At 40.0% G+C, this 14049-nt stretch carries 12 protein-coding genes; 4 read left to right on the forward strand and 8 right to left on the reverse strand.

Translation table 11 applies throughout. The features are described from left to right. The first annotated feature begins 859 nt into the window (after positions 1–859). The gene (locus Q0791_RS15115; RefSeq protein ID WP_299008046.1) at positions 860–2317 is read left to right on the forward strand and encodes a hypothetical protein; all 1458 of its coding nucleotides are present in this window, start codon (positions 860–862) and stop codon (positions 2315–2317) included. 281 nt (positions 2318–2598) lie between these two features. Further along, positions 2599–3198, forward strand: a complete 600-nt coding sequence (locus tag Q0791_RS15120; RefSeq protein ID WP_299008048.1) for a GNAT family protein — start codon at positions 2599–2601, stop codon at positions 3196–3198. 420 nt (positions 3199–3618) lie between these two features. On the opposite strand, the gene Q0791_RS15125 is transcribed toward Q0791_RS15120, so the two are convergent. The 8 genes from Q0791_RS15125 to Q0791_RS15160 form a co-directional block, all read right to left on the reverse strand. Then, positions 3619–4191: a hypothetical protein gene (locus tag Q0791_RS15125; protein ID WP_299008051.1), complete on the reverse strand. Its 573-nt coding sequence runs from the start codon at positions 4189–4191 to the stop codon at positions 3619–3621. Beyond that, positions 4184–5782: an FAD-binding protein gene (locus Q0791_RS15130; protein ID WP_299008054.1), complete on the reverse strand. Its 1599-nt coding sequence runs from the start codon at positions 5780–5782 to the stop codon at positions 4184–4186. The genes Q0791_RS15125 and Q0791_RS15130 overlap by 8 nt, the downstream gene beginning before the upstream one ends. A gap of 479 nt (positions 5783–6261) precedes the next feature. Beyond that, positions 6262–7026 carry a heme ABC transporter ATP-binding protein gene (locus tag Q0791_RS15135; RefSeq protein WP_299008057.1) on the reverse strand — a complete coding sequence of 255 codons (765 nt, stop codon included), beginning with the start codon at positions 7024–7026 and terminating at the stop codon, positions 6262–6264. An 18-nt stretch (positions 7027–7044) separates the two neighbouring features. Next, positions 7045–8058, reverse strand: a complete 1014-nt coding sequence (locus Q0791_RS15140) for an iron ABC transporter permease (protein WP_299008060.1) — start codon at positions 8056–8058, stop codon at positions 7045–7047. Then, positions 8055–9032, reverse strand: a complete 978-nt coding sequence (locus Q0791_RS15145; protein ID WP_299008063.1) for an ABC transporter substrate-binding protein — start codon at positions 9030–9032, stop codon at positions 8055–8057. Before Q0791_RS15145 ends, Q0791_RS15140 begins: the two co-directional genes overlap by 4 nt. 187 nt (positions 9033–9219) lie before the next feature. Further along, entirely contained in the window at positions 9220–9651 is a 432-nt protein-coding gene (locus Q0791_RS15150; protein ID WP_299008066.1) for a biopolymer transporter ExbD, read from the reverse strand. Beyond that, positions 9648–10385, reverse strand: a complete 738-nt coding sequence (locus tag Q0791_RS15155) for a MotA/TolQ/ExbB proton channel family protein (RefSeq protein WP_299008068.1) — start codon at positions 10383–10385, stop codon at positions 9648–9650. The genes Q0791_RS15150 and Q0791_RS15155 overlap by 4 nt, the downstream gene beginning before the upstream one ends. A gap of 27 nt (positions 10386–10412) precedes the next feature. Then, positions 10413–11279, reverse strand: a complete 867-nt coding sequence (locus tag Q0791_RS15160) for an energy transducer TonB (RefSeq protein WP_299008069.1) — start codon at positions 11277–11279, stop codon at positions 10413–10415. 245 nt (positions 11280–11524) lie between these two features. On the opposite strand from Q0791_RS15160, the gene Q0791_RS15165 reads away from it, so the two are divergent. Both Q0791_RS15165 and hutX read left to right on the forward strand, forming a co-directional pair. Beyond that, on the forward strand, positions 11525–13513 hold the full coding sequence (locus tag Q0791_RS15165) for a TonB-dependent hemoglobin/transferrin/lactoferrin family receptor (protein WP_299008071.1): 1989 nt from the start codon (positions 11525–11527) through the stop codon (positions 13511–13513). A 23-nt stretch (positions 13514–13536) separates the two neighbouring features. Then, positions 13537–14037 (forward strand): heme utilization cystosolic carrier protein HutX, encoded by a 501-nt coding sequence (gene hutX / locus Q0791_RS15170; protein WP_299008073.1) that lies wholly within the window; start codon positions 13537–13539, stop codon positions 14035–14037. Positions 14038–14049: the final 12 nt, after the last annotated feature.

The raw sequence follows: 14049 nt of genomic DNA on the forward strand, positions 1-14049 counted from the left end.
AATGCCATGAAAGTTCCCAAATAAAATCAACTTCCTGGGAATCACCTGTGAGTAAAAAAACTGGGGATTCATCAGGCTTCGATGTATTCGTTATTCCGTTCAATTATTCTCACAGTCAACTTGAAGAAAGGACGAAAAAAACCATTTGATTAACTTTGCACTTTTTATGGAAAAGATTATCAACACTTGTTTCAACCTCTTTAAGCTATACGCATAGTAAGTGATTTCATAAAAAATTGAATGAGGCTCGAGTATGATATTGTTCTGATCTTATGAGTAGAATTTCATTTTCTATTAATCCTTTTTTACTATGCTTTATGTGAGCAAAAAAAGTCATTTTCTGTGAATATCTGATTTGCTGGAAAGCAGGGAATACATCAAAATGTCTGGTTACCGTTAGACTCATACTTTCATTTTTCAAGAGGGTTTTTCACCCTATTAGTTAAGTTGTGGGTAATGATTGTTTTTTGTTAATTTCATTTTCTTTAATAAACCATTCTATTAAAAATCAACCTTAAATAAAAACAATTTAATATGGACTAAAGTCTAACTTCTTGTTGATTTACACATCATTACATTGGTGGTTTTTATTATTTATTTCAATTAACTAAATTTAGTTAATTGATTATGTTTTTCGATTCTTCAGCTTGTTGTTTTCTTAAACTTATTGTTAATTAGTGGCCGAAATATCTTCTTAATTAAAAAAAGTTAACTTGGAGAGCATCTTTATTTAGTGGGTGAGAAACAATCGATAAATGGATCGCATTTACTTTTTATTTATGGTTTTTTAATAAGAGAAAATATTTAATATCAAGATGTTATTTTATAAAACAATATAATAATGGCTCGTTCGGGAGAGATGATGAATATAATCAGTAAAAAAAGTGTATTAAGTGTCTTAATCAGTTTGTTAACCGTTAATGCTTATGCCGCAGATACTGAGCAAAGTAAAACCGTGTTAAATGTAACAGCGAGCCAGAGTCAACTGACGCAAAGCCTAGAGTCGCATTATGGCAGTATTATCAATAGTGATGCGGCAGATGAAAATGATACTGATAATATTAATGAGCAAGTGACTAATGCCGATATTATTTATGTCGATCTAAGTGGTGTAAATGATAATGATGAAGTCAATGCTTATTTATCTCAGGCGAAAAAGCTGAATAAATTAATTGTATTGGAGAATATGGGCGCAAATACGGTCAGTGAATTGCCCTTAAGTTTTGATGCTGATGTAGTGATCGTGAACCCTCAATCCAGCGGCAGTGATGAGATCAGTACTTACCGTATTGACGGTAGCAGCGATATTGCGAGTACAAGTACTACGGCCAGTTCTGAATCAAATGTCAGCGATGAAACGGCATCGGCTGCTCAGTTAATGATGTCCAGTGCGGTATCATCTGAGTTATCGAATGAACAAACACAGATGTTAGAGGAAGTTAACGATAAAATTGATGAGTATTTAACACCTTCTTATAAGCTCTATAGTACATCGACTTCTACTTCCGGTGGTGATGTTGGTTATGAGTGCCCAAGCGAGTCGAAAGATGAGCAACTATGTTATTCTGCCATAGTGACTAACAATGTTTACAGCTATGATGATGACTCACTCGTGTTTAATGTGATCCATGGTTATTCTTATGCCGCTTACAGGACTGATTCAGGCACTACAATGTTTGTCAGCCCTTATGGTAGTGCAAACCCCACCATGAAATACAACAGCAGCGGCTCAAAGCGTGGTTATTATTTAAAATATGTCAAGCCTGAAATTGATGTGTCGCAAGATACGAATGCGGGTATGACGTTATTTAAACGTACGCCAGAAAATGCTAATGGCACGAGCAGTATCAGTACCACGTCGGGTGTGAGCTATAGCGCTGAAGCGAAAGTCTCAGATAGTGCCTCTCTGGGTGGGTCGTTATCTTATTCTGAGAGCCAATCACAAAGTACAGATTTGTCAGATTGGAAAGCAGTAACAACCACTGACGGTTATGATGCTAACTGGAGTTATGAGTTAAGTAAGTACACTTCATTAAGTGATTGGGTATCACAAAATGTGTTTGAAACGGCAAAATTTGCCTCTGTACCTGATATTTCTCGTTATGGATTACAGTATTCAGCTGAAGGCGTGTGGTATGGTAATTTAAATGCTGTCAGCGGTGATTTTACCTTTACCGTTACCGAGGTAGTGGGTCTGGAATACATTAAATTTACGGACAATACCATTTTGAGTTGGTCTGCTAAATCGACAGAGAAATATGTGACTCTTACATCCGGATCAACGTCTTTTAATACCGATTGGTTAAAAGCACTTTAATCTATGATTTAAACCAGTTTTATATTGGTGATAAATAACGCAGTGTAAAGCCAACTTCTATGAGTTGGCTTTTTTGTTTGCTCAGCAAAGCTGGCCAAAGGTAGGGGCTGAAGGAAGTTAACAGTATACAAGGAAAGACAAGTGTATACGAGGCCCGTACATACAGTTCTATAAGAGGGGTGAGGCACTACTGCCTCCCTTTATTCTCTTAAATTGTTTAAACTTACATTGTTTAAATAAGCTAATCTTATATTACTCATTTAGTGCAAGTGAATTTATTTATGTGGATTAAGGAAGATGTTTTACAAGGGGAGGTCGTCATTTTAGAGCCTTTAACCTTGGAGCATAAAGATGCGCTTATTAAGGCTTCTGAGGATGGTGAAGCATGGAAGTTATGGTATACCACAGTCCCTAAACCTGAAGAAATAGAAGACTATGTGAAAAAAGCAATGAGTAATAGGCAGAAAGGGGATTTGGCTTATGTCGTTCGATCTAAATTTAATCACCAAGTGGTAGGGACGACGCGATACTATAATGTTGATGAAACCAATCGAAGAGTGATGATAGGTTTTACTTGGTATGCAAACTCAGTTCGACGCTCCCCCGTTAATACTGAGTGCAAATGGTTATTGTTAAATAATATATTTGAAAATTACCATGCGATAGCTGTGGAGTTTAGAACCCATTATTTTAATCAAGATTCTCGAAAAGCCATTGAACGTTTAGGGGCTAAACAAGATGGAATATTACGAAGTCATAGCATCATGCCTGATGGCTCACTGCGTGATACTGTTGTGTATTCCATTATTGCCAGTGAATGGCCTGCCGTAAAATGCCATTTACAAAATAAAATGCATTTGCCCCATCCCTCTACGGGTTGAAGATTTGACTGCAAGGGTATAGATTGGTGTGTCGCTTAGTCATATCCAACTTGCTTCATATGTTCCATTCTTCTACGGGTTGAAGATTTGACTGTAAGGGTATAGGTGAGCTTGCTGTTTAGTCAGATCCAACTTGCTTCATATGTTTCATTCTTCTAATTCTTACTATGGGCTGAAGATTTGATTGCATGGTTATGTTATTGCTTTAGTGTGTTGTTTAGTAAGATCAAACTTCCTTCATAAAAAATCATTACCAGCCTGAAAATAAATCGTAATCAAGCGTTAAGTCATGCCCAAGCCAGTGTTGCGATAATTTAAAAGGCAATATGTTTTCTTTATCCTTGTCGCTGAACAGAGTGCGCATTGAATTAGACTTTTTTTACGCACTCTGAACATGTGAAGTTTGAAGTATCACAGGTATTAAGTGCTCGGTTTCGCTTTTGGGCGCATTAAGTTTTTAATGGGATCGATTAGCCAGTATTTATTCATGATTAATAGCGCTTGTACGGGTAAATAGTGACGTTTTGCATAAAAAATACAGGCGTAATCGGCATTTTTTATTGGGCCTTCGTATAATTTATTGGGAAAAGCAATCGATTGTATCTTAGCCACTTTAGGGTGTTTGGCGCCGCTGATAATATAGCGTTTATTGCTTTTTTGCATATCCCAAACCGAGTACAGAAAAATCAGGCCACGATAAAATGGATTGACCTCATTTTTGACCCATAACCCACCTGTTTCAATGACATCATTAGCTTGATCGACGAAACTGGGTGTTGAAGCAGTTTGGGGCACATCTTCAAAATAACGTATGGGTAATCTGGTATTAAGCGTATAGCCCCCTATCATGTCGCCTTGCTTATTTGTAAAGACTCTGACTGTTGATATACGCTTAAAATGTTCAACTGAAGTATGATTGCCCGAGGCTTCCATATAATGTTTTGCAAACATTTCAAATTCTTTTTCTTGAGAAATAAGGTGAGTATTAATCATAATTATTCCCTGCATATGATTGTGCCTGATAGCGGCCGGGGTTAAGGATATTTTTAGGATCGAGGATCTGTTTGATAGTCTGTTTTAATTCAAGTGCATCCTGATCTGCTTCATGAACAAGCACAAAGGGCATTTCATCAATGGCACGTCGATAGCACTGCCAGTGATTGTCTCTATAACATTGACGTAATAGAGTGATGAGTTGTTTGGCTCTGAGTTGTTCCTCTTTGTTGCTCGTATCGTAATAAAGACTGATGATGGCTTGGCACATATGAGGAGTGACAGAAGTCAAAGTGGCGCCAAACTCAAAACCAAAACGGTTAAAAAGCTGTTCGCTTTTTTCCATACAGGCATTGATTTCACTCCCTAGTAAAGGCAGGGCTGGTGCGACCCAATAAAAGCCACACTGGTTTTCAATGGGATCGTGATTAACATCAATTAGTGTTGAACGGTTACGCCAATAACAACCGGCTAATGCCATGGAGGATGGATTGCCTTCAAACATCTCCATGCCGTGTGTGAATTGAGCAATTTGTTGCTGAAACTGGTTAAAGCGTGATGAAAATTTAAATAACGGCCCGATGTCTTGTAAAAAAGTATTGATTTTCTTCAGTCTGGGCATGCTAATGATATTGACTCGTGCAATGCTGCTGAGAGCCTGTTTAATGCGTTTTGCTTTCGCTTTAGCGACTGTTGGTGCGCCCGAAATAATAAAAGCGGCGGTCCATGGCTTTATATTGTGTTGTTTTTCGAGTCGTGCTCTCTCATTTTCACAGACCCCTTTTTTAGGATCCCAGTTTGAAAAGTCGTATTGGCTTAACATTGACAACATGCGATAGTGATTGCCTATATGTGCAAGGCTGTCTAAGGTATTTTCCGCTTTAAGGCGACGAATAATATCCATATATTGACCAATATCAGTGCTTTTTTTGAGCCTAACAACACAACGAAGACTAGTGTGTTGACGTTTTGATAACTCAAAACGAATTTTGGTCACTACAGCCAGATTATTTTGGGTAAAGAGTTCGGTGAGTCCGGCGGCGTGACTGTTTCGTCCTAGATAGCGCGGTGAGGTATCCAACGACTTTATTTCACCATTTGCCTGAATATATTCAGTAATCGTGAAGTGCCTGCTGCGATAGCCTTGTGCACCGTGACCAAACCCTCTTTCAAGTACATTTCCCATTATGCTGGTGGCAGGTCCTGCCCCTGTGCAATCAAGCATCCATGGTGTATTGGATAGAAATTGAGCCAGTTGACCTTGTGTGACGCCAGGTGCGATTTCGACAACGCCTAACTCTGCATCGTAATGATGAATGTCATTCATCTGGCTTAAATCTATGACAAGGTTATCATCATAAACGGGTGTTGAGCGGCCGTATCCCCAGTTCTTGCCTGTACTGATCACATAAAACGCTTGGTTGTCTTGATGACACTTTTTAACGATATGGGTTAATTCATTGACCGTTTTTGGTTGATAAGCGCCTGTTATATGTCGTTGATGATTCACTAACCCGCTGTTGAGATATTGTTCACCGTCATTTTTGGCTATTGCTATTTCTGTGGGATTGAGTTGCTCAAGAGACATCATCCTTTCCTGACTTATTTTTTGAGCAATTTTATCCTGTTTTGACAGTATCAAATAGTCATTTGTGTTAATTTTTTGTGATCAAGATCCAACTTGTAGCAATTTAAATACAAATGTATCAAATGTGCGGACTAGGTTATGTGTTATTTTTAGGGGGGAGCATTGGGGCCTGTTGAACTTTGTTGGTTAAATTATGTTCAGATAAACGTGTTTTAATCGCGACGGGAGGGATGACGCCTAGTGATCTAAGCCCTCTTTCTTTAACGAAGAGGCTCCCAACAAAGAGTAAAACACGTTTAGTGAATCCTACGCACAGCGTTTGTGGCTCCTTTCTACGGTGTTATCGCTTGTTTATGTAGAATAACTACACCACACAAGCTCTGCCTTGTATAAAGAACCCACAAACTGCTGCAGAAATCATCACCAAAGATCAACAGGCTCTAGCTATTGAGTTAAATTTCCCCGGTATTTTAAGGCGCCTATTAAATAATAATGGGGTTAGTGTGAGGTCCGCTTGTTAATATGCTGGGGTTGTAATGCCAAATGTCATTAATGTTTTGGCGAGTAAGGCACTGCTCGGGTGAGCCTTTTTGAACTATTTCCCCTTGTTTCATGATAAGGAGCTCATCGGCATAGCGAGAAGCCAAGTTAAGATCGTGTAATACTGTGATCACAGTATATTGGCTTTGCTTAGCAAGGGATTGAACTAAGCCTAGTACTTTATGTTGTTGTGCCAGATCCAATGCCGAAGTGGGTTCGTCTAATAATAACAGAGGGGGTTTTTGGGCTTGGCTTAATTGGGTGAGTACTCTCGCAAGATGGACGCGCTGTTTTTCTCCACCAGAGAGACTGGGGTAAGGCCTGTTTTTTAAATGAGAAATGGCCAGTTTTTCCAATAAATCATCTATGACAATTTGGCCTTGTTGGCGGCTAATGCTGAGTGGATAAAGCCCCATCTCTACCACATCCAACACTTTAAAAGGAAAGCTTAAGCTGGACTCTTGAGGAAGAACGCCTAGTAAAGTGGCCAGTTTCTGTTTCGGCCATTGAATTAACTCTTGATGATAGAAATGGATTTTGCCTTTATTTATCACAAGATCCTGACTGATGGCCTTTAATAAGCTGGATTTTCCTGCGCCATTGGGGCCAATAATGCCGATAACTTTTCCCGCTGATGCATTGAAATTAATGTTATTTAAGATAGTTTTTTGATTAACCTTGAGTGTGAGCTTGCTGATGCTTAACATGTTGTAATCACTTCTCATTTAGAGTTTATTTTTTTGTTTGATCAGGAGGATCATAAAGAAAGGGGCGCCGAGTAAAGCCGTAATTAACCCTACCGGAAGTTCTTGAGGAGCTAATATATAACGGGCGCCTGTGTCGGCTAACATGAGCATAATGGCGCCGAGTAGAGCACTGGAAGGTAATAGCGTTCTATGATCTGGGCCAATTATCATACGAATTAAGTGAGGAACAATCAGTCCGATAAATCCAATAATGCCCGTTGCAGCAACACAGATCCCAACGCCAAAGGCACACAATAAAATGATTTTTAATTTAAGCTGATTAATCTTGATACCTAAATGCCTAGCTTCAGACTCTCCTAAAAGTAAGGCGTTGAGCGCATTGGATGAGCGATAAAATTGCCAGCTTATTAGCGCTAAAGTGAGAGCGGCTAAAATAACATAGTGCCATTGAGCACCGGCAATGGAGCCCATTTGCCATAAGGTTAAATCTCTAAGAGCCATGTCATCTGCAAAATAAACCAGTAATCCGATTGCGGCGCCTGTTAAAGCGGCAATGGCAACACCTGATAGCAATAATAGGATCACTGAGGTGCCATTATTCGCTTGAGCAAGGCGATAAACGGCTAAGGTAGTGATAAGGCCTGTGATAAAAGCACTGCTCGCAATGCCCATCTCTCCGCTTAAAGGAAAGAGAATGATACATAATGCGGCGCCTAATGCTGCTCCCGAAGAGACACCTATAATGCCGGGATCGGCTAATGGGTTACGAAATAATCCCTGCATAACGGCACCACATTGAGCCAAAATGGCGCCGACACATAAAGCCAGTAAGGTACGTGGCAAGCGCACATTATTAATGATGAGCTGTTCATGGGCATCGAGAGTTTGCCATTGCCATTGGGTTGCCCAGGTGATGATGGCGCTAAAACTGTGATGAAAACTGATTTGAATAGGGCCTGTCGCAATGGACACTAAACATGATAATAAGAGCAATCCAAGCAAGACAGGGAAAAGATAATGAGATGTTTTCATTTTTCGGGCTCTTGGCTATTTTCTAGTAATTCTTGATTTATCAGTGAGATAAATTTGTTGCTTAATATTTCTGCTTCATCAATGGCACTTAACCCTAGCCCACCAATGAGCGCTTTAGGTGGGATCATAAAAACGTGTTTATTTTGGTAAGCGGCTAGGTTGGCAACTAATGGCATGTTGGCTAACAAGGGGAGTGAGTTGATATCTTGTTTCTCAGTAGACTCATTGCGTGATGATATGAGTATGATGTCGGGTTGCATTGATAAAATGCCTTCTTGTGAGACGGTTTTATAACCTGAGAATGTCGCACTGTTTTGGGCTCCCGTCAGCTGTATAATAATATCTGCTGCTGTATTCATCCCTCCGACTTTTGCGGGTCTTCCTGGTTGTAAGAGCATAAATAACACTTTGATGGGACGAGCCTTGCTTATTTGATTGCGGTTTTGAGTTATTGTGTCAAGTTGTGCTGAAAGATGATTTTTTAACTCTTTTGCGTGACTCGTTTTGGTCAGCAATGTACTAATGGCATCGATATTATCGAATAATTCATTTTTGTTGGTTGCGGTGGGAAGGCTAATCACTTTGACACCGGCTGAGCGTAGTAAAGTTAAGGTGTTTGCAGGTCCCATGACATCACTGCCTAATACAACATCGGGTTGAAGGGAGAGTAAACCTTCTGCAGATAACATGCGATGATATCCGACTTGTTTGATGTGGCTTAAGCTTTTAGGAAGCTGACTACTGGCATCGACTGCAATTAAATTATTTTCTCCTTTCAAAGAGAGAACCAGCTCTGTGATCCCTGCGCCAGCGCTAATCAGTCTAATGTTTTGAGCTGGAATGTCTGCTTGCTGACTGGGTTGAAGCTGTTCGGCTGCATGGGCTGATATTGTTAAGCTGCTTGTGAGTAACAAAGCAGCACTGAGAGACAGTAATAAAGAAGAGGTGATTTTAAATAACGTAATATTAAACATAATAAAGGTTATGCCTATGTGGTGTTCATTAATAAAGGTTATGTCTACGTGATGTTCATTAATAAAGGTTATGTCTACGTGATGTTCATTAATAAAGGTTATGTCTATGTGATGTTCATTAATAAAGATGAATGCCTTTGATGATTTACCTGCATTGTTATTGAAGCGGTGAAAATAAATGCAGGCATTATTGACTGTGTTCCATTAATACTTGAGTGTTTTTTATCTCATGTTGTTGCAATAAACTTAAGGTGCGCATGAGTGGTTCAATAGAGGCTGATTTATCGGCTGCAATGATAATCTTGATATCAGGTTGCGTGTTGAAGGCGGTATTGAAAGCGGCTTCAAATTCTGACCAATGTTCATAACCTTGCCCATTAATGGCCCATTGGGGACTTGATGGCATCACATTAATAGTCATCTTCTTCTCCACTGTAATGGGGGTTAAATGAGCATTAGGCGTCGTCGGAACATCAAGCTGTAAGCTTTGCAGTGGTACATTTGCCGTAAGTAATAAAAAAACCAACACAATAAAAATAATGTCAATGAGTGGGGTCATGTCAATAGAGAGTGATTCGTTGTGCATAGACGATGACAGGTTATTGTGAGGATTTATCATATTGAGATACTCTTCTTTATGTCATTTTTAGCTAATGACTCTGCTGTTTCCTTTGATCCCGTTGAGGAAGTCATTGGCGTGAAGATGTCAATATGCGTGATGTTAGTCACACCATTTAACCATAAATTGAGTTGGTTTAGAGTGTAAGCGGCTTTATTGCATCTTTGCTCGGCCCAGAGATTAAAAAGTTGAGCAAATATGATAGCCGGAAGTGCGATTATCAGGCCTGCAGCGGTCGTGTTCATAGCTAAGCCAAGCCCAGAAGAGAGTTGTGATGGTGTAATGGGGCCCTGACTTTGCGCAAGTGCTTCAAACATGCCAATGAGGCCTAGCACGGTACCCAGTAATCCCATTAATGGTGCCACAGCGGCGATTAATTGTAATAATTTTAATCCCGATTTTCTCACGGTTAGCTGTTGGCTGAGCCATAGGCTGATGATGTTTTCCCGTGTGGTTTGGTCTTCATTTCGATAAGTTAATAATAACAATGCGCCTTTTGCTTCCAAGTCTTGGCTTTGTTCCAGTGCTTTCATGCTTTGCAAAATATAGCTTTCAGTGGGCGGATTAACGTTAAGGCTGAGTGACTTTATTGCTTTTTTACGCTTTAGCAGATCATAGAGAACGAATGCCATCCTTTCTAAAATGATCATTAAGGTGATAAAAGCACAAAGTCCCAGAGGCCAAGTTAAGTGGCCTAAGGCGTGATTGAGTGACTCAAACAAGCTGTCATTCATTGCAATGATCCCTACTTAATATTCTGATTAATTGAGCGAAAATTTAATGGGTACCCGCACTTTATAGGTGTAGGCTGTTTGTTCATTTGGAGCGGAAAATCGCCATTTTTTAACGGCTTCCAGTGCAGCTTTATCTAATAAATTGAAGCCAGAACTGGAAATTAACTTTAACGACAACTGTTTACCCGCTTGATCAAATAACACTTCTAATGTGGTAATACCTTCAAACCCTTTTTTCCTTGCCAGTTTTGGGTAGTGAGGTTGGGTGGGTGGCACCGCAAACTTAGGCTGACTGACTTCCATACTGGGTAAAATAGGATTGGGTTTTTCTTGTGTTTTTTTGATCTGTGCTTGTAGGCTTTCTACCGAGTGACTGTCTGACAATGCCGTCTTTTCGAGTATTTGGACATCTTGTGTGTGGATTGATGTGGTGTGCTGAGTCGTTTTTTTCTGCTGTGATGCGACTTGTGTAGGGCTCTGTTGTGTGGGTACGTCAGACTTGAGTGTTTTTTGCGAAGCTTGTTGTGTATTTGCGGGCTTTGTTTGTGGCGTTAGGCTAGGTTTGTTTGTGCTGTAAGATACAGCAGATGAAGCAGTCGTAGTGACTTTGCTATTAGCTAGGCTCTTGGCATTCGCTGTGTTGGCGCTGAATGTGTTTGTTGGTGATTTGGGCGTCTCATTATTGCTTGTTTGGCCATTAGTGGTTTCATTTGGACTGACCAATGCGTGTGAAGCTGCAGCGGCTTGGGTCAGTGAGAAGCTCACAGAAGTGCTATTTGACAGGCCAGATGCGGGAATAAAAGCCAAGGGTAATGGCGTATGTTTTTGGCTTAATACACAGCCAAATAACAGTAAGCTAATGCTGGCAAAAAAAGCGTAGCGTCGATCCGTCATAGTGCACATTTATTGATGACGAAAACAGGAATAAGGGGAAATGTTAACATTGACACATGACCTCTGTGGAAATAATACATTCAATTTATCTTATATAATTTACACTGACTTAAAACTTAATGCAAATAAGAATGATTATCAGTTGTGTTTTTGTTTTTTGTCGGGTAGAGTGCCGTTAATGAAGAGTAAAGGTGCATTCCTGCTACCTTTGCGACTATTTTAATAAATCATTAAGGTTTACAAAGATGTTCACTAAGCAGTTGGCTGTTCTCATGGTAGTCTCACAAACTCCTTTCGCTTTTGCCGATGAAAAGCAAGCTTATACCGAGTTTGATGAGGTGCTAGTTTCCGCAACCCGTATTAATGAAAAAGCATCCGATACAAGCCAAAGTGTCGCTGTGGTTAATGAAGAAAAACTACAAGAATTACAACCTAACTCTGTTGCCAGTGCCCTAAAGTATGAAGCTAATATCGATACCACTAATGGTCCTAGAGCGACTTCTCAAGGCGTAGAAATACGCGGCTTGAGTGGTCAACAAGTCCTACAAACTATCGATGGTGTGAGGCAAAATGCCAATTCAGGTCATAGAGGAACTTACTTCATGGATCCTGAATTATTGCAGTCTATTGAAGTGATCCGTGGACCTGCCAGTAGCATATGGGGAAGTGGCGCCGTAGGCGGGGTTGTGGCTCAAAGAACAAAATCAGCGGATGACTTATTAGAAGAAGGTGCGAGTTTTGGTGGTTACCTAAAGCAAGGCTATGAAACCAATGGTGATCGCCTCAGTACTAGCGGTGCTGTCTATGGTAAGCAAGACGATGTTGATTGGCTGATTAATGCCAGTAGTTTTGATAATAACAATATCAAAATCGGTGATGGTGAAACATTAGAAAACAGCGCCGCAGATGGTAATAGCGGGATCATTAAATTGGGCTGGCAGGCTGCAGATAATCAGCGATTAGAATTAAGTACGCGCTTGAGTCAAATTGATGAACTGGTGCCCAGTAATCCCAGTACTAGCGAAGGGACTTCATCACCATTAGTGAGACGAAAGACAACGGATAAAAATGTGACCTTAGGTTATGACTATCAATCTACGGATTCAGAGCTGGTTAACTTAAAGACACAAGTTTATTGGAATGATACTCAGTATGATGAAGATAGAATTACCTACAATCAACAAGACAGCACTGATTATCAATCTGTTGGTTTTAGCGTCAATAATCAAAGTCGGTTTGATTCTTGGTCATTATTATATGGTATCGATGCTTATTATGACACGATAGACACAGTTAGAGATGATAGTGGGCAAGAAGGTGAGCGGGTTAACAATTTGAATGCTAGCTCTCAAGTCTTAGGTGCCTTTACTCAAGCCAATGTGGATTTAACCCAGAGTTTGGGATTAACAACTGCTTTGCGTTTTGATCATTATGAAAATAAGAGTGATAGCTTAGGCACATCGGCCAGCGACAGTGCTGTATCACCTACATTAGGCTTGAAGTGGCAGACCACAAATTGGTTAAGTTTAAGTGCACGATACGATCAAGCATTCCGCGCTCCAAGCATGGAAGAGATGTACTCTACTGGTACACACTTTTGTTATTACACAGGTTTTTGTAACACATTTGAAATCAATCCCGATTTGAAGCCAGAAACGGCTAAGAACAAGGAATTACAGGCTGATATGAATTTCAGTCAGTTGTTGGGGAATGATGAATTGGCGCTGACATTAAACGTATTTCGTAATGATGTGAGTGACTATATCGAACAAGTTTTCACGACGACAACGACATCTTATCAAAATGTGAGTGATGCAAGGTTAACGGGTTTTGAATTAGGTGGAAACTATCGATATGAACAGACGCGTTTGAGTGTCAATTACGGCCAAACTCAAGGTAAAGATACCGATACTAATGAGTATCTATCTAGCGTGCCTGCCAATAAAGTGACTGCTGATTTGTCACAAGGTTTGATGCAAGGTGAGGTGAAAGTCGGAACACGCTTTACCCATGTTAATGCGCAAGATAACTTACCCACAGATACCGATGAAGTTTATTCAAACTATACATTATGGGATTTGTATGCGTCGTGGGAGCCTGCCATGGGAACATTATCTGGGTTTAGATTTGACCTATCCGTTGATAATGTCACCGATAAACAATATCGTCAAGCGTGGCAAACCTTGTACGAACCTGGGCGTAATATTAAATTAGCGGCACGTTATCAGTTTTAATCATATGGCCCTGGAGACGACAAATGCAACACATTTCCAATGACAAAATTCAACAATATTTGATTGATAATCCCAATGTGATGCCCTCTCAAGTGGCAGATGCATTAAAGGTGTCAGAGCTGGCGGTGGTTAAGGCGTTACCCAAGGATGAATGGCACAGTATTCCATTAACTGAAATGGATGGACTCTTTAACTGTTTACCTCAGTGGGGGAATGTGACGACAATTATTACGGTTTCAGGGAATATTTTTGAATTTAAAGGGCCCTTTCCAAAGGGAAAATATGCTCGGGGTTATTATAACTTGATCCCTAAAAATAATGGTTTTCATGGTCATTTGAAGCTTGATGATATCACTCATATCGTGATTATCAGCAAGGCGTTTAGAGGTAAAGAAAGCTACTCCATTAATTTTTTTGGACGCTGTGAAGAAATCGTTTTTAAAGTGTATTTAGGACGCGATGAAAAAGGTGCCTTGTTACCCGAGCAGGTTGAGCAAGTTAAACAGCTAATTAATCCAGTATGAAAGTAATCACTT

Origin of the sequence: uncultured Shewanella sp., from assembly GCF_947495455.1 — a bacterium.
Lineage (GTDB): Bacteria > Pseudomonadota > Gammaproteobacteria > Enterobacterales > Shewanellaceae > Shewanella.